General features: G+C 51.3%; 22 protein-coding genes. 10 read left to right on the top strand and 12 right to left on the bottom strand.

The window, feature by feature from the left end; translation table 11 throughout:
* Positions 1-247 precede the first annotated feature (247 nt).
* The 6 genes from potA to D9736_RS10755 are packed head-to-tail and all read left to right on the top strand — an operon-like array spanning position 248 to position 5,363.
* A complete protein-coding gene (potA, locus tag D9736_RS10780; RefSeq protein ID WP_130205581.1) occupies positions 248-1,384 on the top strand; it encodes a spermidine/putrescine ABC transporter ATP-binding protein PotA in 1,137 nt (378 codons plus the stop codon).
* A complete protein-coding gene (gene potB / locus D9736_RS10775; RefSeq protein ID WP_060773672.1) occupies positions 1,368-2,225 on the top strand; it encodes a spermidine/putrescine ABC transporter permease PotB in 858 nt (285 codons plus the stop codon). The genes potA and potB overlap by 17 nt, the downstream gene beginning before the upstream one ends.
* Positions 2,222-3,016 (top strand): spermidine/putrescine ABC transporter permease PotC, encoded by a 795-nt coding sequence (potC, locus tag D9736_RS10770; protein ID WP_000580316.1) that lies wholly within the window; start codon positions 2,222-2,224, stop codon positions 3,014-3,016. Before potB ends, potC begins: the two co-directional genes overlap by 4 nt.
* Positions 3,013-4,059 carry a spermidine/putrescine ABC transporter substrate-binding protein PotD gene (potD, locus tag D9736_RS10765; protein ID WP_130215933.1) on the top strand — a complete coding sequence of 349 codons (1,047 nt, stop codon included), beginning with the start codon at positions 3,013-3,015 and terminating at the stop codon, positions 4,057-4,059. Before potC ends, potD begins: the two co-directional genes overlap by 4 nt.
* Before the next feature lie 57 nt (positions 4,060-4,116).
* Positions 4,117-4,578 (top strand): DUF3592 domain-containing protein, encoded by a 462-nt coding sequence (locus tag D9736_RS10760; protein ID WP_130258308.1) that lies wholly within the window; start codon positions 4,117-4,119, stop codon positions 4,576-4,578.
* Complete coding sequence (locus D9736_RS10755; RefSeq protein WP_130258307.1) at positions 4,575-5,363, top strand: TPM domain-containing protein; 789 nt, start codon at positions 4,575-4,577, stop codon at positions 5,361-5,363. The genes D9736_RS10760 and D9736_RS10755 overlap by 4 nt, the downstream gene beginning before the upstream one ends.
* Before the next feature lie 137 nt (positions 5,364-5,500).
* Here the strand turns inward: D9736_RS10755 and cobB are convergent, their stop codons facing one another.
* From cobB to lolC, 5 genes are read right to left on the bottom strand one after another with little or no spacing between them, the layout of a single operon-like run.
* A complete protein-coding gene (cobB, locus tag D9736_RS10750) occupies positions 5,501-6,322 on the bottom strand; it encodes a Sir2 family NAD+-dependent deacetylase (RefSeq protein WP_096938882.1) in 822 nt (273 codons plus the stop codon).
* A gap of 15 nt (positions 6,323-6,337) precedes the next feature.
* Positions 6,338-7,249, bottom strand: coding sequence for an N-acetylglucosamine kinase (gene nagK, locus D9736_RS10745; RefSeq protein WP_130205577.1), 912 nt, complete (start codon positions 7,247-7,249; stop codon positions 6,338-6,340).
* A 28-nt stretch (positions 7,250-7,277) separates the two neighbouring features.
* Positions 7,278-8,522 (bottom strand): lipoprotein-releasing ABC transporter permease subunit LolE, encoded by a 1,245-nt coding sequence (lolE, locus tag D9736_RS10740; protein ID WP_042003467.1) that lies wholly within the window; start codon positions 8,520-8,522, stop codon positions 7,278-7,280.
* The gene (lolD, locus tag D9736_RS10735) at positions 8,522-9,223 is read right to left on the bottom strand and encodes a lipoprotein-releasing ABC transporter ATP-binding protein LolD (RefSeq protein ID WP_001033695.1); all 702 of its coding nucleotides are present in this window, start codon (positions 9,221-9,223) and stop codon (positions 8,522-8,524) included. The genes lolE and lolD overlap by 1 nt, the downstream gene beginning before the upstream one ends.
* Positions 9,216-10,415, bottom strand: a complete 1,200-nt coding sequence (gene lolC, locus D9736_RS10730) for a lipoprotein-releasing ABC transporter permease subunit LolC (protein WP_000284714.1) — start codon at positions 10,413-10,415, stop codon at positions 9,216-9,218. Before lolC ends, lolD begins: the two co-directional genes overlap by 8 nt.
* Before the next feature lie 261 nt (positions 10,416-10,676).
* On the opposite strand from lolC, the gene D9736_RS10725 reads away from it, so the two are divergent.
* The 3 genes from D9736_RS10725 (at position 10,677) to ldtC (ending at position 16,428) form a co-directional block, all read left to right on the top strand.
* Positions 10,677-11,747 (top strand): acyltransferase family protein, encoded by a 1,071-nt coding sequence (locus D9736_RS10725; RefSeq protein WP_130258306.1) that lies wholly within the window; start codon positions 10,677-10,679, stop codon positions 11,745-11,747.
* A gap of 127 nt (positions 11,748-11,874) precedes the next feature.
* Positions 11,875-15,321 carry a transcription-repair coupling factor gene (gene mfd / locus D9736_RS10720; protein ID WP_130258305.1) on the top strand — a complete coding sequence of 1,149 codons (3,447 nt, stop codon included), beginning with the start codon at positions 11,875-11,877 and terminating at the stop codon, positions 15,319-15,321.
* A 144-nt stretch (positions 15,322-15,465) separates the two neighbouring features.
* Entirely contained in the window at positions 15,466-16,428 is a 963-nt protein-coding gene (gene ldtC / locus D9736_RS10715; protein WP_165383154.1) for a L,D-transpeptidase LdtC, read from the top strand.
* A gap of 80 nt (positions 16,429-16,508) precedes the next feature.
* On the opposite strand, the gene bhsA is transcribed toward ldtC, so the two are convergent.
* Positions 16,509-16,766 (bottom strand): multiple stress resistance protein BhsA, encoded by a 258-nt coding sequence (bhsA, locus tag D9736_RS10710; RefSeq protein WP_000800147.1) that lies wholly within the window; start codon positions 16,764-16,766, stop codon positions 16,509-16,511.
* A 240-nt stretch (positions 16,767-17,006) separates the two neighbouring features.
* Between bhsA and comR the strand changes: the two genes are divergently transcribed.
* Complete coding sequence (gene comR, locus D9736_RS10705) at positions 17,007-17,639, top strand: TetR family copper-responsive transcriptional repressor ComR (protein ID WP_130258304.1); 633 nt, start codon at positions 17,007-17,009, stop codon at positions 17,637-17,639.
* Positions 17,640-17,701: 62 nt separating this feature from the next.
* Here comR and D9736_RS10700 read toward each other — a convergent pair whose 3' ends face one another.
* The 6 genes from D9736_RS10700 to lpoB form a co-directional block, all read right to left on the bottom strand.
* Positions 17,702-18,241 (bottom strand): glycine zipper 2TM domain-containing protein, encoded by a 540-nt coding sequence (locus tag D9736_RS10700; RefSeq protein ID WP_130258303.1) that lies wholly within the window; start codon positions 18,239-18,241, stop codon positions 17,702-17,704.
* Between the two features lie 226 nt (positions 18,242-18,467).
* A complete protein-coding gene (gene ndh, locus D9736_RS10695) occupies positions 18,468-19,772 on the bottom strand; it encodes an NADH-quinone dehydrogenase (protein WP_130258302.1) in 1,305 nt (434 codons plus the stop codon).
* Positions 19,773-20,169: 397 nt separating this feature from the next.
* Positions 20,170-20,712 carry an alpha/beta hydrolase YcfP gene (ycfP, locus tag D9736_RS10690; RefSeq protein WP_075331716.1) on the bottom strand — a complete coding sequence of 181 codons (543 nt, stop codon included), beginning with the start codon at positions 20,710-20,712 and terminating at the stop codon, positions 20,170-20,172.
* A gap of 22 nt (positions 20,713-20,734) precedes the next feature.
* On the bottom strand, positions 20,735-21,760 hold the full coding sequence (gene nagZ, locus D9736_RS10685) for a beta-N-acetylhexosaminidase (RefSeq protein WP_130222875.1): 1,026 nt from the start codon (positions 21,758-21,760) through the stop codon (positions 20,735-20,737).
* A gap of 10 nt (positions 21,761-21,770) precedes the next feature.
* Positions 21,771-22,595, bottom strand: coding sequence for a thiamine kinase (thiK, locus tag D9736_RS10680; RefSeq protein ID WP_130258301.1), 825 nt, complete (start codon positions 22,593-22,595; stop codon positions 21,771-21,773).
* Positions 22,576-23,217, bottom strand: coding sequence for a penicillin-binding protein activator LpoB (lpoB, locus tag D9736_RS10675; RefSeq protein ID WP_130205559.1), 642 nt, complete (start codon positions 23,215-23,217; stop codon positions 22,576-22,578). The genes thiK and lpoB overlap by 20 nt, the downstream gene beginning before the upstream one ends.
* Between the last annotated feature and the right edge of the window lie 10 nt (positions 23,218-23,227).

Below are 23,227 nucleotides of genomic sequence, written 5' to 3'. Positions count from 1 at the left end.
AGTCACCCTCACTTTTCGTGACAACATTATTAAGAAGCAGGAAAAGACAAATATTGCGTCAGGTCACTTTTACCCCTGCAATCGGGAATATTTATCAACATTACCTTAATGAATATAAAGCTAAGCCAGTAATTCACAACAAGGATTGGCGATCCAAGTAGTTTGCCGTAGAATTACGGCCCTCTTTAAGAGTCACCAAGGTGGTTAACCACAAACCCCGCTTCGGTAAGCCATCCGTTGCGTTTACATGGGACAGAGTAAAAAATTGAATAAACAACCGAGTTCGCTTTCACCGCTGGTGCAATTGGCGGGAATTCGCAAATGCTTTGATGGTAAAGAGGTCATTCCCCAGCTGGATCTGACTATCAACAATGGCGAGTTCCTCACGCTGCTTGGCCCTTCTGGCTGCGGTAAAACAACCGTTCTTCGCCTGATTGCGGGTCTGGAAACTGTTGATTCTGGACGCATCATGCTGGATAACGAGGACATCACCCACGTTCCGGCGGAAAACCGCTATGTGAACACCGTTTTCCAAAGCTACGCGCTATTCCCCCACATGACCGTATTCGAAAATGTGGCCTTTGGTTTGCGTATGCAAAAAACCCCTGCTGCTGAAATTACGCCTCGCGTGATGGAAGCTTTGCGGATGGTGCAACTGGAAAGCTTCGCTCAACGCAAACCGCATCAACTCTCAGGCGGTCAACAGCAACGCGTCGCCATTGCCCGCGCAGTGGTTAACAAGCCTCGCCTGCTGCTGCTTGATGAGTCGCTCTCGGCGCTGGATTACAAACTGCGCAAGCAAATGCAGAACGAGCTGAAAGCGTTACAGCGTAAGCTTGGTATTACCTTCGTCTTTGTCACTCACGATCAGGAAGAAGCGCTCACCATGTCAGACAGGATTGTGGTGATGCGCGAGGGTCGTATTGAGCAGGATGGTACACCGCGCGAAATTTACGAAGAGCCGAAGAATTTATTTGTTGCCGGATTCATTGGCGAGATCAATATGTTCAACGCCACGGTGATCGAGCGACTCGACGAGCAGCGCGTACGGGCTAACGTTGAAGGTCGCGAGTGTAATATCTACGTTAACTTCGCCGTAGAACCGGGGCAAAAACTGCATGTTCTGCTGCGCCCGGAAGACTTACGTGTTGAAGAGATTAACGACGACAACCATGCTGAAGGGCTGATTGGTTACGTTCGTGAGCGTAACTACAAAGGCATGACGCTGGAGTCGGTTGTTGAACTGGAAAATGGCAAGATGGTGATGGTCAGCGAATTCTTCAATGAAGACGATCCTGACTTTGACCACTCTCTCGACCAAAAAATGGCCATTAATTGGGTAGAAAGCTGGGAGGTCGTACTGGCTGATGAAGAACACAAGTAAGTTCCAGAATGTAGTGATTGTCACTATTGTCGGTTGGCTTGTGTTGTTTGTCTTTCTGCCCAACCTGATGATCATTGGCACCAGCTTTTTGACCCGCGACGACGCCAGTTTCGTCAAAATGGTCTTTACGCTGGAAAACTACGCACGTCTGCTCGATCCGCTCTATTTTGAAGTGCTATTGCACTCGCTGAATATGGCGCTGATCGCCACCCTCGCCTGCCTGGTTCTGGGCTATCCGTTTGCCTGGTTTCTGGCGAAGCTGCCGCACAAGGTGCGTCCGCTGCTACTTTTTCTGCTGATTGTTCCCTTCTGGACCAACTCACTGATTCGCATCTACGGGCTGAAAATTTTCCTCAGCACCAAAGGCTATCTCAACGAGTTTTTGCTCTGGCTGGGCGTTATCGACACACCAATTCGTATCATGTTCACGCCCAGTGCGGTGATTATCGGTCTGGTTTACATTCTGCTGCCGTTTATGGTGATGCCGCTGTACTCCAGTATCGAAAAACTGGATAAGCCGTTGCTGGAGGCGGCGCGCGATCTCGGTGCCAGCAAGTTGCAGACTTTTATCCGCATCATTATTCCACTGACGATGCCGGGGATTATTGCCGGATGTCTGCTGGTGATGCTGCCAGCGATGGGCCTGTTCTATGTGTCCGACCTGATGGGCGGTGCGAAAAACCTGCTGATCGGTAACGTCATCAAGGTCCAGTTCCTTAATATTCGTGACTGGCCGTTTGGTGCAGCCACCAGCATTACGCTGACTATCGTAATGGGCCTGATGTTGCTGGTTTACTGGCGCGCTTCTCGTTTGCTGAATAAGAAGGTGGAACTCGAATGATCGGTCGACTGCTTCGCGGCGGTTTTATGACCGCTATCTACGCGTACCTGTATATCCCAATCATTATTTTGATTGTGAACTCCTTCAACAGCTCGCGCTTTGGCATCAACTGGCAGGGTTTTACCACCAAATGGTATAGCCTGCTGATGAACAACGACAGTCTGTTACAGGCAGCGCAGCATTCACTGACGATGGCGGTGTTTTCGGCGACGTTTGCCACGCTTATCGGTTCACTGACGGCCGTTGCGCTGTACCGCTATCGCTTTCGCGGTAAGCCGTTCGTTAGCGGAATGCTGTTTGTGGTGATGATGTCGCCAGATATCGTGATGGCAATTTCTCTGCTGGTGCTGTTTATGCTGCTGGGTATTCAGCTTGGCTTCTGGTCGCTGCTGTTCTCGCATATCACCTTCTGCCTACCGTTTGTGGTGGTGACGGTGTATTCGCGCCTGAAAGGTTTTGACGTGCGAATGCTGGAAGCGGCGAAAGATCTCGGTGCCAGTGAATTTACCATTCTGCGAAAAATCATCCTGCCACTGGCAATGCCAGCGGTGGCGGCGGGCTGGGTGTTAAGCTTTACCCTGTCGATGGACGATGTGGTAGTTTCTTCGTTCGTCACCGGCCCAAGCTATGAAATTCTGCCGTTAAAAATTTATTCGATGGTCAAAGTCGGCGTATCGCCGGAAGTTAACGCGCTGGCAACCATATTACTGGTGCTGTCGCTGGTGATGGTAATTGCCAGCCAGCTTATTGCTCGTGATAAAACGAAAGGTAACACAGGGGACGTTAAATGAAAAAATGGTCACGCCACCTGCTCGCGGCGGGTGCTCTGGCACTGGGCATGAGCGCCGCTCACGCTGATGACAACAACACACTGTATTTCTACAACTGGACCGAGTACGTGCCGCCTGGACTGCTCGAACAGTTCACCAAAGAAACCGGTATTAAGGTTATCTATTCGACTTACGAGTCGAACGAAACCATGTACGCCAAGCTGAAAACGTACAAAGACGGTGCCTATGACCTGGTGGTTCCTTCAACCTATTACGTTGATAAAATGCGTAAAGAAGGGATGATCCAGAAGATCGACAAGTCGAAGTTAACGAACTTCAGCAATCTCGATCCAGAAATGCTCAACAAACCGTTTGATCCGAATAACGACTACTCCATTCCGTATATCTGGGGTGCGACGGCGATTGGCGTTAACGGTGATGCGGTGGATCCGAAATCTGTCACCAGCTGGGCCGATTTGTGGAAGCCTGAGTACAAAGGCAGCCTGCTGCTGACCGACGATGCCCGTGAAGTATTCCAGATGGCGCTGCGTAAGCTGGGCTACTCCGGTAATACCACCGATCCGAAAGAGATTGAAGCTGCGTATAACGAGCTGAAAAAACTGATGCCAAACGTCGCGGCGTTTAACTCCGATAACCCGGCAAACCCGTACATGGAAGGCGAAGTTAACCTCGGCATGATCTGGAACGGCTCTGCTTTCGTTGCTCGCCAGGCGGGTACGCCAATTGACGTGGTATGGCCGAAAGAAGGCGGCATTTTCTGGATGGACAGCCTGGCGATCCCGGCAAATGCCAAAAACAAAGAAGGCGCGCTGAAACTGATCAACTTCCTGCTGCGCCCGGATGTGGCAAAACAGGTTGCCGAAACTATCGGTTATCCAACACCAAACCTCGCCGCGCGCAAACTGTTAAGCCCGGAAATAGCGAACGACAAGACGCTCTACCCGGATGCTGAAACCATTAAAAATGGCGAATGGCAGAGTGACGTTGGCCCAGCCAGCAGCATTTATGAAGAGTATTATCAGAAGCTGAAAGCAGGACGTTAATTCAGCAAACGGGCGGTGGTATTACCGCCCGTTTTTTATTTAGCAAGGATGTAGCTAATGAGTCAGGACAGTAAAGTTTTATCCCGCGCTTTTCTCGGTATCGGTCTGATATTGCTCGTTATTTCTGCAATCATCTTTTATTACCATTTTACATTTACCAAAAGCGCGGTTCATACAGAAGGAATCATTGTTGATGCCGTTTGGTACAACAATCACTCAAACGACGTTGGTGATAATGGTTCCTGGTATCCAGTGGTTGCCTTTCGCCCTACGCCAGAGTACACGCTAATTTTCAATTCGAGTATCGGTAGTGATTTTTATGAAGATAGCGAAGGTGACAGAGTCAATGTCTATTATCCGCCAGGGCATCCAGAACAAGCCGAAATAAACAATCCCTGGGTTAATTTTTTTAAATGGGGCTTTGTTGGCATAGCAGGCATTATTTTCGGTAGTGTCGGTCTGATAATCACGCTCCCCTCCACCAAAAAATCTCGCAGGAAACGGAAGTCCCGCCCATGAAAAAATTCATTATACTGCTCAGTTTACTGATACTCCTGCCTCTGACAGTAGCCAGTAAGCCATTGATTCCAATAATGAAGACACTTTTTACGGATGTTACCGGTACTGTACCAGATGCTGAAGAGATCGCGCGTAAAGCCGAGCTTTTTCGCCAACAAACCGGAGTTGCACCGTTTATTGTGGTTTTACCCGACATTAATAATGAAACCAGTCTCAGACAAAATGGTAAAGCGATGCTGGCGCATGCATCATCTTCATTGAGTGATGTAAAAGGAAGTGTTCTGTTACTTTTTACTACCCGCGAGCCACGGTTAATTATGATCACCAACGGCCAGGTTGAAAGCAGCATGGACGATAAGCATCTCGGCCTTCTGGTAGAAAATCACACTCTGGCTTATTTACATGCGGACCTCTGGTATCAGGGAATCAATAATGCATTGGCTGTTTTACAAGCACAGATATTAAAACAACCGACGCCGCCATTGACATATTATCCGCATCCCAGACAACAGCAGGAGAATGATCCTCCCGGCAGCACCACGACATTAGGCCTTTTTGCCTGGGCGGTTGCATTCATCGTCTTTACTGCATTTTTTAACTACACGACCCGTTTTATTTATGCATTAAAGTTTGCAGTGGCCATGACTGTTGCCAATATGGGTTATCAGGCTTTATGTTTGTATATCGATGACAGCTTTGCGATTACCAGAATATCGCCGCTCTGGGCAGGACTGATTGGTGTCTGTACGTTTATTGCCGCGTTGTTATTGACGAGTAAACGGTAAAAGAGGCAGTAAAGTGTGCGTGTATTATGCCGGATGCGGCGCGAACGCCTTATCCGGCCCACAAAACCCGCAAATTCAATTAATTGCGTCCCCTTGTAGGCCTGATAAGCGTAGCGCATCAGGCAATGCTTCCTGCTTTATAAGCCCTTCAGCAACTTCTCAACAAACTCTGGTACCACTTGGCTTGCCGGGCCGTAATATTTCTCGGCAAATTCATTACCGACCTGACTCGGTTCGAGATTGAGTTCAACCGTATGCGCGCCATGCAGCTTCGCTTCGTGAACAAACCCAGCCGCCGGATAAACATGCCCCGAAGTACCAATGGCAATGAAAATGTCGGCCATCGACAACGCCATATAAATTTCATCCATGCCGAGTGGCATTTCGCCAAACCATACTACGTGTGGGCGCAGCGGAGCCGGGAACTGGCAGCAATGACATTTGTCTTCTGGCGTGACGTCTCCAGTCCAGTCGAGAACCTGCCCGCTTTGCGAACAACGTACTTTCAGCAATTCCCCATGCATATGAATCACATTGGTATTACCTGCGCGTTCATGCAGATTATCGATATTCTGCGTCACCAGCAAAAAGCGATCGCCGAGGGCGTCTTGCAGTTTAGCCAGAGCAAGATGCGCAGCGTTAGGCTGAATTTCTGGCTGCTGTAGTTGACGGCGACGGGCGTTATAAAACGCTTGCACCAGTTCAGGATCGCGATCAAAACCTTCCGGTGTAGCCACATCTTCAACCCGATGTTCTTCCCACAGGCCATCTGCTGCGCGAAAGGTACGAATACCTGATTCCGCAGAAATTCCTGCCCCTGTCAGTACGAGTACTCTTGGTTTTTCCATTGCTTCCGGCACCACTTTATCTCTGAAAAAAATACGCTGACGCAAACGCTCGTGCAGGCGGCGTTTATTTTTACGAAAACGACTTAACCGATGACCCCGACGCGACAACATAGCAACCTCTGTTGATTAATCGGTTAGATGTAGGAAGGCCGCACCACGCATTCCTCCTGCATCCCCATGACGCGCACGTTCAATGCGCGGAACACGAGCTACAGGTAAGAGATGACGAGGCAGCCTGTCCGCCAGTTGCGTTGTGATTGCCGGGAAATTCGATAAGCCACCGCCAATGACCAGCAAATCAGGGTCAACAATGGTCAGGATATTTCCCAGACAAACCGCTAATAAATCCAGATAACGCTCAACGTGCGCCCTTGCCTGCTCATCGCCTTGCTCATAAAGCGCAATAATTTCGGGAGCCTGCAACGGTTGATGGTAATAGTGTTGATACAGCCACGCAAAGCCGCGACCAGACAGATAATTTTCAATGCAACCGTGCTGACCACAGCCGCAGCGACGTAACGGGAAATCCAGCCCCATCATGGTTAACGCATCGACGGGAAGGCGCATATGCCCAAATTCACCAGTAATATAGCTTTTACCCGTTACCGGTTTACCATTGAATACCAGTCCACCGCCAACGCCAGTCCCCAGGATCAGTCCCATCACCAGTGGATATTGGGTAAATTCATCGTCCCAGGCTTCAGAAAGGGCAAAGCAGTTGGCGTCGTTATTAAGGCGCACATCGCGTTCAAGGCGGGCGCTCAGATCGGCACGTAGCGGTTTACCGCTGGCGGCGGGGACATTGGCGGCATACAGCGTGCCATCTTCTGTTTCCGGCATTCCCGGAATACCGATGCCGACAGAACCTTTACAGCCAAAACGCTGATCGGCTTCGGCCACCAGTTCGCACACTGCATCTAAAAATGCGTCATAGCTGTCACGCGGTGTCGGCACCCGCTTTTCCCACTGCAACTGCCGACCGCTATCAAACACGCCTAGCGCAATTTTCGTTCCACCAATATCAAACCCGTAATACATTGCCGCTCCTTGTTTTAATGTACTGCCTTTACTGGCCGCTAAGGACTCGCGCAGGGTCAATATTACTGGCGCGTCGCGCCGGATACCAACTTGCCAAAAGACTCAGCAACAATGCTGTGACCAGTACGTAGAAGACGTCCAGCCAGTGCAATTCCGATGGCAGGAAGTCAATAAAATAGATATCGCTGGAGAGGAACTGATGACCGATCAGCTTTTCAATCCACTCAATAATCGGGGTAAGTTGCAGTGAAACCACTACGCCGATAATCACACCACACAGGCTGCCGAACAGCCCTGCCAGCAATCCATACCAGACAAAGATGGCGCGAATTAAACCGTCTTTCGCCCCCAGCGTTCTTAATACTGCGATATCGCCACTCTTGTCTTTCACCGCCATCACCAACGTGGAGACGATGTTGAAACAGGCCACGCCAATCACCAGTACCATCGCCAGATACATAATGGCGCGGATCATCTGGATATCGCGATACATATAGCCGTAAGTACCAATCCAGCTTTTAATATAAACGTAGCTGTTGGTTACTTCACCCGCGTCACGTACCAGTTTGTTAGCGTTGAAAACATCCGTCATTTTAAGGGCAATGCCTGACACACTGGAACCCATATCAAGATATTGTTGGGCATCCGCCAGCGGGATCATGGCAAAACTGTGATCGAGTTGGCCACTCAACTGCAAAATACCCGCAACGTGCAAACGCACACGTTTCGGCTGCATCAGCTTATGCTCGGGATTCGAGTTTGGGATCATGATCGACACCCAATCGCCCTGCTTCACTTTCAGCGCATCCGCCACGCCTTTGCCGATGATAATTTGCTGTTCGCCCGCTTTAAAATTGTTCCAGGCATCGCCCTGGACAAATGATGGCAGCGCGCTCAGACGCTGTTCCTGTTGCGGATCAACGCCTTTAACCTGCAGAGCGCGCAGATTCGCGCCACTCTCCACCAGCCCGGTGAAATTGATATACGGCGCAGCGGCGGCAATACCCGGCACTTTCTGCACTTTATCCAGTGCTTCCTGCCAGTTAGTCCACGGCTGATCTACCGCCTCAATCTCACCGTGCGGTACCACAGCAAGAATGCGGTTGTTCAGTTCGCGTTCAAAGCCGTTCATCGCGCTTAAGCCGACGATCAATACCGCCACGCCGAGGGCAATGCCAATGGTAGAAATGACGGAGATCAGCGACACCATGCCGCCGCGCCGCCGTCCGCGACTAAAACGCAGGCCAATTAATAACGATAAAGGCATCGCCATTACTCCGCCCCCATCAGGCTTAGTTCCGCCGTCAGACGACCATCACGCATCTCCAGTTGGCGGCTCATACGTTTCGCCAGTTGCAGGTCGTGAGTGACCACCAGGAAAGCGGTGCCCTGCAAGCGATTCAACTCCCCAAGCAACTGGAAGATGCTGTCTGCGTTACGCGCGTCAAGGTTACCGGTAGGTTCATCCGCCAATACCAGACGCGGGTTATTGACCAGCGCACGGGCAATCGCCACACGCTGGCGCTCACCGCCGGAAAGCTCTGACGGGCGGTGATTCGCACGATGCTCCAGCCCCACCGCTTTTAACATTTCCAACGCTCGACTGTTGATTTCAGCGGGCTTTTTCTTGCCAATCAGCAGCGGCATAGCCACGTTTTCCAGGGCAGTAAAATCCGGCAGCAGGTGGTGAAACTGATAAATAAAGCCCAGCTTCTGGTTGCGCAGTTCTGCTTTCGCCGCCGAAGACAGTTTGCTCATCGGCTGACCGTTAAAGATCACATCGCCGGAGGTTGGCGTATCCAGCCCGCCTAACAGGTGCAGCAAGGTACTTTTACCGGAACCAGAGCTACCGACAATTGCCATCATTTCACCTTCGCCCACGCTGAAACTGACATTGTGCAGCACATCGGTTTGCACACTGCCTTCCTGATAGCGTTTGCACAGGTTGTCGCATTGCAACAGGATCTTATTCATAACGTAAAGCCTCAGCGGGTTGAGTGGCGGCAGCGCGCCAGGAAGGGTAAAGCGTAGACAACAGCGCGATAGCCATCGCCACCAGCGCAATAACAATGACCTGTAAAGGTTCGATAGCCACCGGCAGCGCCGCGCCATCAAGCAGGACGCCGATTATCGGCATCAGATTATTCAACTGGCTGGCAAGCAGTGCGCCAAGCGCCGCTCCGAGGATTGCACCGATAATCCCGGCGCTGGCCCCTTGCACCATAAAGACCATCATGATTTGTCGCGGAGTTAAGCCTTGCGTTTGCAGGATCGCTACTTCGCCCTGCTTCTCCATCACCATCAGCCCTAGCGAGGTAATAATGTTAAACGCCGCAACGGCGACAATCAGGCTCAGCAGTAAGCCCATCATATTTTTTTCCATGCGTACGGCCTGGAAAAGCTCGCCTTTACGGTCACGCCAGTCCTGCCATTTGCTGCCTTCAGGCAGTTTTTGCTGACTTAATGAGTCGACTTTCAGCGGCTCATCCAGCCACAAACGCCAGCCGGTAATATTGCCTGCCGGATAGCGCATAAGACGCGAAGCATCCTCAATATTCACCAGCATTTCATAGCCATCGACTTCACTGTTGGCGGCGAAAGTGCCAATCACATTGAACAGGCGCTGGCTTGGAATACGCCCCATTGGCGTGAACTGGCTGGCAGATGGCACCATCACGCGGATTTGATCACCGCGATTAACGCCCAACTGTGAGGCCAGCTGTTCACCGAGGATGACATTATATTTCCCCGGCTCGAGGTCAGTTTGTTTCACATTGACCAGATACGGCGTTAGTGGATCTTTTTGCGCCGGGTCGATACCCAGCATCACCCCGACCGCCACGCTGCGCGCGCTTTGCAGTACCACATCACCGGTAGTGATAGGTGCGACGCGATTAACGCCGTCCAGTTTGACTGCCGTTTCCGGGAGTTGCTGCGGGTTAAGAGAGCCATGCTCAGAAGAGAGAATTGCCTGTGGCATCAGGCCAAGGATGTTGTTTTGCAGCTCGCGCTCAAAGCCGTTCATCACTGACAATACTGTGACCAGCGCCATCACCCCGAGGGTAATGCCGATGGTCGAAAGCCAGGAGACGAAACGACCGAAGCGATCCGCTGCACGCCCACGCATGTAACGCAGGCCAATAAATAGAGCGACAGGTTGGTACATGAAATCCGTCTGGTTGCTGTTAGCAAAGACACGAGTATATAAGCGAAAGCGGGATGGGTAAACGTCTGAACTGTAAGTGATCGTCAGGGCTAATCTGAAAAGTACCAGCAAATCAATCGGCTAAAGGGCCTCATTTTATCATCGGCCTTATGGCCTGATCTTTATCTGAAAAATAACCAAATACAGACAGATACGCATTACACCACGCGACTCGCCCCGCAGGATCAACAGCATGTTAAATAAAAAGAGCGTGTTGTCCTGATGAAACAAAAAGAGCTATGGATTAACCAGATCAAAGGGTTATGTATTTGTCTGGTGGTGGTTTATCACTCGGTCATTACCTTTTATCCGCATCTGACCACTTTTCAGCATCCGTTATCGGAAGTCCTGAGCAAATGCTGGATCTATTTCAATCTTTACCTTGCGCCCTTCCGTATGCCTGTTTTTTTCTTTATTTCCGGCTATTTGATTCGCCGCTATATCGACAGCGTACCCTGGGGAAATTGTCTCGATAAACGCATCTGGAACATCTTCTGGGTGCTGGCGCTTTGGGGCGTGGTGCAGTGGCTGGCGTTAAGTGCACTGAACCCGTGGCTGGCGCCTGAGCGCGATTTAAGCAATGCCTCCAATGCTGCTTATGCCGATTCCACTGGCGAGTTCCTGCACGGTATGATCACCGCCAGCACCAGCTTGTGGTATCTGTACGCTTTAATTGTCTATTTCGTGATATGTAAAATTTTTAACCGCCTGGCTCTGCCGTTATTCGTTCTGTTTGTGCTGATGAGTGTGGCGGTTAATTTCGTTCCCACGCCGTGGTGGGGAATGAACAGTGTGATCCGCAATTTGCCTTATTACAGCCTTGGTGCATGGTTTGGCGCAACATTAATGACCTGTGTTAAAGAGGTGCCGTTGCGCCGCCATCTGCTGATGGCTTCTTTGCTGGCTGTTCTGGCGGTTGCTGCCTGGTTGTTTAATATCTCGCTGCTGTTGTCGCTGGTATCGATTGTGGTGATCATGAAACTGTTTTATCAGTACGAGCAGCGTTTCGGTATGCGTTCCTCCAGCCTACTGAATGTGATTGGTTCTAACACCATTGCCATCTACACCACCCATCGCATTCTGGTAGAGATATTCAGCTTAAGTCTGATTCCGCAAATGAACGCGGCCCGCTGGTCGCCGCAACTCGAACTGACGCTCCTGCTGGTTTATCCCTTTGTCAGTTTGTTGATTTGTACTGTTGCTGGATTACTGGTGCGAAAATTTTCACAACACGCATTCAGCGACCTGTTGTTCTCCCCGCCTTCTCTGCCTGCCACCAGTTACTCTCGTTAAGCCATCGCCCCAGCCGGGGCGATTCAATTTGCTAAACCATGTCGATTACGGATAATGAACAGCATTGCTTATCAGAGATATGCCCCCATATGTTGGGGCATATCCTAACGAGACTCTGACAACCGTTATGCCTGAACAATATCGTTATACGCTGCCCGTCAAAGCGGGTGAGCAGCGTCTGCTGGGCGAGTTAACTGGCGCTGCCTGCGCGACGCTGGTGGCGGAAATTGCCGAACGTCACGCCGGTCCGGTGGTACTCATTGCACCAGATATGCAAAATGCTCTGCGTTTGCATGATGAAATCAGCCAGTTCACCGATCAGATGGTGATGAATCTGGCGGACTGGGAAACCCTCCCTTACGACAGTTTTTCGCCTCATCAGGACATTATCTCCTCGCGCCTTTCCACCCTTTACCAGCTACCGACGATGCAGCGTGGCGTACTGATTGTTCCGGTGAATACGCTTATGCAGCGCGTTTGCCCGCACAGTTTTCTCCACGGTCATGCGCTGGTAATGAAAAAAGGTCAGCGCCTGTCACGAGATGCATTGCGAACCCAACTGGACAGCGCCGGTTATCGCCATGTTGACCAGGTAATGGAGCACGGTGAATACGCCACGCGCGGCGCGTTGCTGGATCTCTTCCCGATGGGCAGCGAACTGCCTTATCGTCTTGATTTCTTTGATGATGAAATCGACAGCCTGCGTGTATTTGACGTCGATAGCCAGCGCACGCTGGAAGAAGTTGAAGCCATCAACCTGCTGCCCGCACACGAATTCCCGACCGATAAAGCGGCAATTGAACTGTTCCGCAGCCAGTGGCGCGATACCTTCGAAGTGAAGCGCGATCCAGAACATATTTACCAGCAAGTGAGTAAAGGCACATTGCCTGCCGGGATCGAGTACTGGCAACCGCTATTCTTCAGCGAACCGCTGCCGCCACTGTTCAGTTATTTCCCTGCCAATACGCTGCTGGTGAATACTGGTGATCTGGAAAACAGTGCCGAACGTTTCCAGGCCGATACATTGGCGCGTTTTGAAAGCCGTGGCGTCGACCCAATGCGCCCACTGTTACCACCACAATCGCTCTGGCTGCGGGTGGACGAGCTCTTCTCAGAGCTGAAAAAATGGCCCCGGGTGCAGCTAAAAACTGAACATTTACCGACAAAAGCAGCGAATGCCAATTTAGGCTTCGAGAAGCTGCCAGACCTGGCCGTTCAGGCGCAACAAAAAGCGCCGCTGGATGCGCTGCGTAAGTTCCTCGAGTCTTTCGATGGTCCGGTGGTGTTCTCGGTAGAAAGTGAAGGTCGCCGTGAAGCGCTGGGTGAACTGCTCGCGCGAATTAAAATTGCTCCGCAACGCATTATGCGTCTTGATGAAGCCAGCGACCGTGGGCGTTATTTGATGATTGGCGCTGCCGAACATGGTTTTGTCGATACGGTGCGTAATCTGGCGCTGATCTGCGAAAGCGATCTGCTCGGTGAACGCGTTGCCCGCCGTCGTCAGGATTCTCGCCGCACCATCAACCCCGATACACTGATCCGCAACCTCGCGGAGCTGCATATTGGTCAGCCGGTGGTCCATCTGGAGCACGGTGTCGGGCGCTATGCCGGAATGACCACGCTGGAAGCGGGCGGCATTACTGGCGAGTATTTGATGCTCACCTATGCCAACGACGCCAAACTGTATGTTCCGGTGTCGTCACTGCATCTGATTAGCCGTTACGCAGGTGGCGCGGAAGAAAACGCCCCGTTGCATAAACTTGGCGGCGATGCGTGGTCACGCGCGCGGCAGAAAGCGGCGGAAAAAGTGCGTGATGTGGCGGCGGAATTGCTGGATATCTACGCGCAACGCGCCGCCAAAGAGGGCTTCGCGTTTAAACACGATCGTGAGCAGTATCAGTTGTTCTGCGACAGCTTCCCGTTTGAAACCACGCCAGATCAGGCGCAGGCCATTAATGCGGTGCTTAGCGACATGTGTCAGCCGCTGGCAATGGATCGTCTGGTGTGCGGCGATGTTGGCTTTGGGAAAACAGAAGTGGCGATGCGCGCCGCTTTCCTGGCAGTAGATAACCACAAGCAGGTAGCGGTGCTGGTGCCTACCACCCTTCTCGCGCAACAGCATTACGACAACTTCCGCGACCGTTTCGCCAACTGGCCGGTACGTATCGAAATGATCTCCCGTTTCCGCAGCGCCAAAGAGCAGACGCAAATCCTTGCGGAAGTGGCGGAAGGGAAAATCGATATTCTGATCGGTACGCACAAACTGCTGCAAAATGACGTCAAGTTTAAAGATTTAGGCCTGCTGATTGTCGATGAAGAACACCGCTTCGGGGTGCGTCATAAAGAGCGCATTAAAGCGATGCGTGCGAACGTGGATATTCTGACGCTTACCGCTACGCCGATCCCACGTACGCTGAATATGGCGATGAGCGGAATGCGTGACCTGTCGATTATCGCCACGCCGCCCGCCCGTCGTCTGGCAGTTAAAACCTTTGTCCGTGAGTATGACAGTCTGGTGGTCCGGGAGGCGATCCTGCGTGAAGTTCTGCGCGGGGGGCAGGTTTATTATCTCTACAATGATGTGGAAAACATCCAGAAAGCCGCCGAACGGCTGGCAGAACTGGTGCCAGAAGCGCGGATCGCCATCGGTCACGGGCAGATGCGCGAGCGCGAACTGGAACGGGTGATGAATGATTTCCATCATCAACGTTTCAACGTGCTGGTTTGTACCACCATTATCGAAACCGGAATCGACATCCCGACTGCCAACACCATTATCATTGAACGCGCGGATCACTTCGGTCTGGCGCAGCTGCACCAGTTGCGCGGTCGCGTCGGACGTTCGCATCATCAGGCATATGCATGGCTGCTGACGCCGCATCCGAAAGCGATGACTACCGATGCGCAAAAACGTCTTGAAGCGATTGCCTCGCTGGAAGATCTCGGGGCAGGCTTTGCGCTGGCAACGCACGATCTGGAGATCCGCGGCGCAGGTGAATTGCTTGGCGAAGAACAGAGCGGCTCGATGGAAACCATCGGTTTCTCGCTGTATATGGAGTTGCTGGAAAACGCCGTCGATGCACTGAAAGCCGGACGCGAGCCGTCGCTGGAAGATCTCACCAGCCAGCAAACAGAAGTCGAGCTGCGGATGCCGTCGCTATTGCCAGATGATTTCATCCCTGACGTGAACACGCGTCTGTCGTTCTACAAACGTATTGCCAGCGCCAAAACGGAAAACGAACTGGAAGAGATCAAAGTCGAGCTTATCGATCGCTTCGGCCTGCTGCCTGATCCGGCGCGTACCCTGCTGGATATTGCCCGTCTGCGCCAGCAAGCGCAGAAACTGGGGATCAGGAAGCTGGAAGGTAATGAGAAAGGCGGCGTGATCGAATTTGCCGAGAAGAATCACGTAAATCCAGCCTGGCTGATTGGTTTACTGCAAAAACAGCCGCAGCATTATCGCCTTGATGGCCCGACGCGCCTGAAGTTTATTCAGGATTTGAGCGAGCGGAAAACGCGTATCGAATGGGTTCGCCAGTTTATGCGTGAACTGGAAGAGAACGCGATCGCTTAATGGTGAGATCGGGGGCGTTTCTGCGCCCCCATCTGCAACATTTACAAATTCTTTGCACTTCCCTGCACTATCCGACACTGTCACCATCCATAATTCAGGCTTATCTTTTTATTACAATAACCTTATATTTATTATGGATTTTTGGTGATGATCAAAATGCGTTTTTCTCGCTGGCTGACGTTTTTTACGTTCGCTGCTGCCGTGGTGCTGGCACTACCGGCAAAAGCCAATACCTGGCCGCTGCCGCCAGCGGGCAGTCGTCTGGTTGGCGAAAATAAATTTCATGTAGTGGAAAATGACGGTGGGTCGCTGGAAGCGATCGCCAAAAAATATAACGTCGGCTTTCTCGCTCTGTTACAGGCTAACCCCGGCGTTGATCCTTACGTGCCACGCGCGGGTAGCGTGTTAACGATCCCATTGCAAACCCTACTACCAGACGCGCCGCGCGAAGGCATTGTGATCAACATTGCGGAGCTGCGTCTCTATTACTACCCACCGGGTAAAAATTCAGTGACCGTGTATCCCATCGGCATTGGTCAGTTGGGTGGTGACACGCTGACACCGACAATGGTGACCACCGTTTCTGACAAGCGTGCAAACCCAACCTGGACGCCAACGGCAAACATTCGCGCGCGGTATAAAGCACAGGGAATTGAGTTGCCTGCGGTAGTTCCGGCTGGACCAGATAACCCTATGGGCCATCATGCGATTCGTCTGGCGGCCTATGGCGGCGTTTATTTGCTTCACGGTACGAACGCCGATTTCGGCATTGGCATGCGGGTAAGTTCTGGCTGTATTCGTCTGCGTGATGACGATATCAAAACACTCTTTAGCCAGGTCACCCCAGGCACCAAAGTGAATATCATCAACACGCCGATTAAAGTCTCTGCCGAACCAAACGGTGCGCGTCTGGTTGAAGTGCATCAGCCGCTATCAGAGAAGATTGATGATGATCCGCAGCTATTGCCGATAACGCTGAATAGTGCAATGCAATCATTTAAAGATGCAGCGCAAACTGACGCTGAAGTGATGCAGCATGTGATGGATGTCCGTTCCGGGATGCCGGTAGATGTGCGCCGTCATCAACTGAGCCCACAATCGCTGTAACTCCCGGATAAAAAAATCCCCGCGGCACAGTATTCGCGGGGAAAAAAGCAGCAATAGCGGGCATTAATGAGGGTTAATGCTTATTTATAAATGACTGCCGTTCCGTGGAGGGTATTCGGACCGGTTACTGAAGTAATACGGAAAGATTTTGCGCCCATCTCATCCGCTTTTTGTGCCAGCTGTTCTTCCAGCGATCCCAGATTTGTCCCCGCGTTAGCACTAATAGTACCCACTTTTTGTTGGCCTTCTGGTGTTGCCTGAACTTCGACAGCCGCAAAGCTGGCAAATGACATGGAACTTAAAATCGCCGCAGCGATGAGGGTTTTTACGTTTTTCATAATAGTGGCCTTATGCAGGTGAATGGCGTCGCAAGAAATTACTTAACGATCGATAACTAAATGATAGATGTGATCTGGATCACATACAAGAAGTTTTTTATAACAATCATTAATTAAATTAAAAAACTTTAAATTTCAGTTAAATAGAGAGTTTTTATTTTTCTATTTTCTGGACTGGTGAAGGGAGGTGATTATTTTTATAATAACCATTCATTCACAGCCACCAGGTACAATGGCATCATGGCAACAGACTCAACACATTGTGTAAAAAAAAGCCGTGGCCGCCCAAAAGTGTTCGACAGGGAAGCCGCGCTTGATAAGGCCATGAAATTGTTCTGGCAGCACGGTTATGAAGCGACTTCCCTTGCGGACCTCGTTGAAGCGACCGGAGCCAAAGCGCCAACGCTCTACGCGGAATTTACCAACAAAGAGGGGTTATTTCGCGCCGTACTCGACCGTTATATCGATCGCTTTGCCGCTAAGCATGAAGCGCAGTTGTTTTGTGAAGAAAAAAGCGTGGAGTCTGCACTGGCGGACTATTTCGCTGCCGTTGCCAGCTGCTTTACCAGCAAAGACACCCCCGCGGGTTGCTTTATGATTAACAACTGCACCACGCTTTCAGCGGATTCGGGCGATATTGCTCATACGGTGAAATCACGTCACGCAATGCAAGAACGCACCTTGCAGCAGTTTTTAAGTCAACGCCAGGCACGCGGGGAAATTCCCGCCCACTGTGACGTAACGCATCTTGCGGAATTTCTTAATTGTATTATTCAGGGGATGTCGATAAGCGCCCGTGAAGGCGCATCGCTGGAAAAACTGATGCTGATTGCCCGGACAACGCTGCGTTTATGGCCTGAACTGGTGAAGTAAGACGCAAAAAAAAGCCCCTCAGCCTGAGCGAATGAGGGGCTAAATTGCAGAGTACAGCCTTGTTATACTTTGTTATTCAGAACCAGTTGCCCATTGTTATCTAATGGGATTTGCGTACCCGGATCGCTGTTCATCCGAATTTTGCCCTGCTGATCGCCAATCTTATAGGTCACATCATAACCGAGCATTTTTTCTGACTTGTCATACACCGTTTTACAACGCTGCTGCGTGGTAGTGTAAGTATCGCTTTCCTGGAGAGAGCCCTGGATCTGGTTACCGGCATATCCACCACCCAGCGCCCCCACAACAGTGGCGACATCTTTACCGCGACCACCGCCAAACTGATGCCCTATCACCCCGCCAGTGACGGCCCCGAGGACCGAACCAGCAATGCGGTTTTCATCCTGCACCGGTCGGCGATGGGTCACCGTGACATTGCGACACTCCTGACGCGGTGTTTTAACCGTTTCCTTGATTGGGGTTGCTGAGACAACCTGAGCGTATTGCGGGCCACGTTCAAACACGTTCAGACTGGCCACTGCCGCTACGCCAAGCGCAGCCGCTACACCAATCCCGATACCCGCCAACATTGATTTATTCACGGGAACACCTCCTTCTTTGCAGTTATGACAATCATGCAAGCGAAGGGGAAAAGCAGCTATCAGACAGAAGATGAAAAGCGTGGGAATAGCTGGAAATACTTAAGGATTCGGAGGAGTCTGAAGGAATGCCTGATGCGACGCTTAACGCGTCTTATCAGGCCTACCGCTCGTACCATTTGTCCAGGGCGGATGAGGCGTTTACGCCACATCCGCCAGTGTACGTCGATTAATGCAACTTCAAACGCGGACGGATAACGCGGTTGATACTGCCCACCAGCATCATTAATCCGGTTTTAAAGTAGCCATGCAGCGCAATCTGATGCATTCGGTATAGCGAGATGTACACAAAGCGCGCAATTCGTCCTTCAATCATCATTGAACCGCGCGTCAGGTTACCCATCAGGCTACCGACGGTGGAGAAGTTGGACAGTGATACCAACGAACCGTGATCCTTATACTGATAATTTTTCAGCGGTTTACCGTTCATCTGCGCCAGAATGTTGTTCATTGCGCAGGTCGCCATCTGATGTGCGGCCTGAGCGCGCGGCGGTACAAAGCCCCCTTCCGGACGCGGGCATGACGCACAGTCGCCAATAGCGTAAATGTCTGGATCGCGCGTGGTTTGCAGCGTCGGTTCCACCACCAGTTGGTTGATACGGTTGGTTTCAAGACCACCAATATCTTTCAAGAAATCTGGTGCTTTTATCCCGGCAGCCCACACCATCAGATCGGCCTGAATATATTCACCATCTTTAGTGTGCAAACCGCCTTCATCGGCACTGGTAACCATAGTTTGCGTCAGCACGCGAACGCCCAGTTTCGTTAACTCATTGTGAGCCGCAGCAGAGATACGCGGCGGTAACGCTGGCAAAATTCGCTCTCCCGCTTCCACCAGAGTAACGTTCAGAGCTTCGTTGGTCAGCCCTTTGTAACCGTAACTGTGCAGTTGCTTGACCGCGTTGTGCAATTCGGCAGAGAGCTCTACGCCGGTCGCGCCGCCGCCAACAATCGCAATATTCACTTTGCCATTGGCGCCCAGGTTAGCAGAAAACTTCAGGAACAGATTCAGCATCTCCTGATGGAAACGACGTGCCTGATGCGGGTTATCAAGGAAAATGCAGTTCTCTTTTACGCCCGGCGTGTTGAAATCGTTAGAGGTGCTACCCAGCGCCATCACCAGCGTGTCGTAAGCAATTTTCCGCTCTGGAACTAACAATTCACCTTTTTCGTCGCGCAGTTCAGCAATGGTGATTGTTTTCGCTTCACGAACGATATCAACCACAGACCCCAGCTGAAACTGGAAACCATGATTACGCGCATGGGCCAGATAGCTCAGCGCATCAACGCCTTCATCGAGCGATCCGGTCGCCACTTCGTGCAGCAACGGTTTCCACAGGTGACTATGGTTACGATCGACCAACGTTATTTTGGCTTTTTTCTTGCGCCCCAGCTTATCTCCAAGCTGTGTTGCCATTTCCAGCCCACCAGCACCGCCGCCGACAATCACAATTTTTTTCAATGGCGTAGTCAACGTGACCCCCTTAAATTTATTAACCAATTGTTAACTAATAGTTATTAATATAGCTCTTAATTAACAACAGGTTACAGCAATGAAAATGTTCTTCGCTATTGAGAATAACATGAATGGTGCATTGGTCATACCAAAATTGATGTTAATCAAGTTTTGTTGCTGAAAAGATAGGCGGATTTACCTGTTGAGATCAAAAAACAGATTTTATTGTTTACTATTCGAGCTAATTCAGGAGAGTGATGCGTATATGGAGGGCGTTTGGTAGGCCTGATAAGACGCGAACGGCGTCGCATCAAGCACATTGCCAGTGTCGGATGCGGCGTGAACGCCTTATCCGACCTACAGAATCCGGGGTCGCATCAGGTACCGACAAGGTTACCTGATGCGACGATGCCAATTAACCGAGGGTTTTGAATGCTTTAATGCGCTGCAAATGCGGAGAGATATTTTTGAATTTGTGTGTCTGCTCTTCGTCCCAGACAATCTCGTAATAATGATGCAACTCTTCAGATGTCCGCTGACTGTTAAGCGCTTCATCGTGACGCGACAAAATCACCAGGCAACGATCGCGATTCTTCTCACGGAAGTTGGTCACACACTTGGTGGCAATATCGGCATACTCTTCCGGGCGATCAATCTTCCCTTCCATGTTCTCATAAGGGAACAAATTGGGATTGAAGATCACCTGGCGAATATCACAGAGAAAACCAATCCGCTCTGCCCAATAACCGCCCAGACCAACACCACAAATGAGCGGGCGCTCGTCGACGTTCAGTTGCAGCATTTTGTCCACTTCTTTGAGCAAATGCTGCATATCATGTTTCGGATGCCGCGTACTGTAGCTTATTAGCCGTACATCCGGGTCAATAAACTGCAATTGTAAGACTTTCTCGTGGTTACCCGGACTGTTAGAGTCAAAACCGTGCAAATAGATAATCATCGCTTCCTCACATAAGCCAGGGTTAATGACCTGCCTTCTCTTCCTGCCAGCGTTCATGTAACTGATTCAGACGGGCGCTGATCTCTTTCCAGCGAGCCGAGTCCATCAGTTCCTGTCGCGAAAATGAACCTTTATGATACAAACGTGTAACACGTTCTGCCTTGATCGGTGACAGATTATCTAACACGCTGACGGCCCCTTTACGATTATTGCAGACCAGGATCATATCGCAACCTGCATCCAGTGATGCCTGTCCACGCTCGGCATAACTGCCCATAATCGCGGCACCTTCCATCGATAAATCGTCAGAGAAAATCACGCCGTCAAACCCCAGCTCCTGACGTAAAACAGTTTTCAACCAGTGGGGAGAACCGCTCGCCGGACGCGGATCAACATCGCTGTAGATCACATGCGCGGGCATAATGGCATCGAGTTTATTTTCGCGAATTAACGTACTGAAAACCGACATATCTTTGGCACGAATTTCCGCTTGCGGGCGTGGGTCGCACGGCGTCTCTTTGTGTGAATCTGCAGTTACGGCACCGTGGCCAGGAAAATGTTTACCGGTGGTTTTCATTCCGGCTTCATGCATCCCATCAATAAACCGACTGGCGATTGCGAGGGCTTTTTCTGGGTCGGCATGATAAGAACGTTCACCAATCGCCGCGCTGATATGTCCTACGTCCAGCACTGGTGCAAAGCTGATATCAATATCCATAGCGATCATTTCGCTGGCCATCAGCCAACCAGCCTCTTGCGCCAGTTTGCCCCCCTCTTCCATTCCTAACAGCGCAGCGAATGATTGCGCTGCCGGTAAGCGGGTAAAACCGTCACGAAAACGCTGCACACGTCCACCTTCCTGATCCACCGCCACCACCAGGTGATTGCGTGAAGCTGCGCGGATCTGGCGTACCAGTTCGCGCAACTGTGCTGGATCATGATAGTTACGTGTAAAGAGAATCAGCCCTCCCACCAGCGGATGCGCAAGTATTTCGCGCTCTTCCGCGTCCAGTTCATAACCTTCAACATCCAACATTACTGGACCCACACTGCTCTCCTTATTGTTTTATTGATAGCTGCCGCCAGGTGTCATTGGCCAGCCTGATAAATTGTTGATCGCCGGTTTGTTGCCAGCGGTACTCAAACCACCCTGCTTTCAGCATCAGTAACCAGGGAAACCAGCGCCTGACCTGATGCCACAAATGCGCCGGATTAATATTTGCCCGCACGGCATAGTCATTAACTAATTGCCGATGCTGCTCACTATTTTCCACCCACACCGCCGCCAGTTCCAGAGCGATATCGCCATCACCGGCATACTCCCAGTCGATGAGTTTTAGCCCTGACGAGGTATAGACTAAGTTCCCTGCATGAACATCCATATGCAACGGACTTAATCGTAACGGTTGTGGTTCGCGCGCTTTACGCAGACGTTTTAACAGTCGCAACCATCCCGCTGTTCGCCGCGCCGGATCGCTTCGCTGCCAGTACCGTTCCAGTAACGGCAGCAGGGTTATTCGCCAGCCAAAACGCGGTTGTTGATGCAGATAATACAGCAAGCCTGCCAGTTCGTCGGTATCCGGCAATTGCGTTTTTACCTCGCCGGGCAAATAGTCGACCACCATCCAGCCACGGAGATAGAGATGTGGCTTTGGTGCAAGGTATGCCGGTAATCGTGATAACGCCCGGTACTGGCGCAGAAACACGGACTGCGGCGCATCAGGATCGTGAGTCTGACGCACAACAAAACGCTGATCCTGATGTTCAATGAGAAAACTCCCGCCGCTAAGTCCACTGTTAAACGTCGCGACGGGGTGATACTGCGGGAAATAGCGCGACCATAACTCGTCGCGCGTGATGGGATTATTGTTGCTGAACGGCACCTTTACCTGACCAGATAATTTCGCCCGTCTGCACCAGCATCAACTGCATTTGCAGGGTCGGAGCGTTAACGTTGCCAGAGGCGCTGGAGTACAGCACGTAATGAGCCCCCACGTTGCGAGCAATACCAATGGCTTTACTACGGGTGCCTAAGCTATCCTGCGGCGACAAACCTAACTGCTGCTTGGCCATCGAAAGCTGCTGGGCGGAAACGAGGGTAAATTTACCGTTATTAGCCAGTGCATTGCGCAGCGTTTCTGTCGCTTCCCCGGTATTCAAAGAACCATTGGTGCGGTTATTGACGCTATCAACCAGCAAGACGCTACCTGCGGTCACGCCATCGGCCCCAAGCATCTTACCGACCATCGGCTGCATTGCGCCATTCCAGTCATAATGACGAATATGCGGCGCAGGCGGTGCGGTTTGGTCTTCGTGCTCAATTGGCCCTGGCTGCTCCGGGATCGTCGGCACTGATGGCACTGTGGGTACTGGCTGTTGCGGCTCAGCCGGTTGCTCCGGCGCAGGTTTTACTTCTTCTACCGGTGCGGGTTCACGTGGCCCCACACACCCGGCAAGAAACATCGCCAGCGCGGTGATTAAAGCGTAGCGACTCATTTTTGTCATCAAGATTCAC

This window comes from Escherichia sp. E10V10 (assembly GCF_004211985.1).
Taxonomy (GTDB): domain Bacteria; phylum Pseudomonadota; class Gammaproteobacteria; order Enterobacterales; family Enterobacteriaceae; genus Escherichia.
Note: the sequence above shows the minus strand (reverse complement) of the source record. Positions and strands in the feature narration are given on the sequence as shown.

Bases quoted from the DNA above. Each gene is read 5' to 3' on its own strand.
- cobB (WP_096938882.1), bottom strand. From the start codon at position 6,322: ATGTTGTCGCGTCGGGGTCATCGGTTAAGTCGTTTTCGTAAAAATAAA.
- D9736_RS10725 (WP_130258306.1), top strand. From the start codon at position 10,677: ATGAAACAAAAAGAGCTATGGATTAACCAGATCAAAGGGTTATGTATT.
- D9736_RS10755 (WP_130258307.1), top strand. From the start codon at position 4,575: ATGAAAAAATTCATTATACTGCTCAGTTTACTGATACTCCTGCCTCTG.
- ycfP (WP_075331716.1), bottom strand. From the start codon at position 20,712: ATGATTATCTATTTGCACGGTTTTGACTCTAACAGTCCGGGTAACCAC.
- bhsA (WP_000800147.1), bottom strand. From the start codon at position 16,766: ATGAAAAACGTAAAAACCCTCATCGCTGCGGCGATTTTAAGTTCCATG.
- potD (WP_130215933.1), top strand. From the start codon at position 3,013: ATGAAAAAATGGTCACGCCACCTGCTCGCGGCGGGTGCTCTGGCACTG.
- potA (WP_130205581.1), top strand. From the start codon at position 248: ATGGGACAGAGTAAAAAATTGAATAAACAACCGAGTTCGCTTTCACCG.
- lolC (WP_000284714.1), bottom strand. From the start codon at position 10,415: ATGTACCAACCTGTCGCTCTATTTATTGGCCTGCGTTACATGCGTGGG.
- lpoB (WP_130205559.1), bottom strand. From the start codon at position 23,217: ATGACAAAAATGAGTCGCTACGCTTTAATCACCGCGCTGGCGATGTTT.
- potC (WP_000580316.1), top strand. From the start codon at position 2,222: ATGATCGGTCGACTGCTTCGCGGCGGTTTTATGACCGCTATCTACGCG.
- D9736_RS10760 (WP_130258308.1), top strand. From the start codon at position 4,117: ATGAGTCAGGACAGTAAAGTTTTATCCCGCGCTTTTCTCGGTATCGGT.
- mfd (WP_130258305.1), top strand. From the start codon at position 11,875: ATGCCTGAACAATATCGTTATACGCTGCCCGTCAAAGCGGGTGAGCAG.
- lolD (WP_001033695.1), bottom strand. From the start codon at position 9,223: ATGAATAAGATCCTGTTGCAATGCGACAACCTGTGCAAACGCTATCAG.
- potB (WP_060773672.1), top strand. From the start codon at position 1,368: ATGAAGAACACAAGTAAGTTCCAGAATGTAGTGATTGTCACTATTGTC.
- comR (WP_130258304.1), top strand. From the start codon at position 17,007: ATGGCAACAGACTCAACACATTGTGTAAAAAAAAGCCGTGGCCGCCCA.
- lolE (WP_042003467.1), bottom strand. From the start codon at position 8,522: ATGGCGATGCCTTTATCGTTATTAATTGGCCTGCGTTTTAGTCGCGGA.
- nagK (WP_130205577.1), bottom strand. From the start codon at position 7,249: ATGTATTACGGGTTTGATATTGGTGGAACGAAAATTGCGCTAGGCGTG.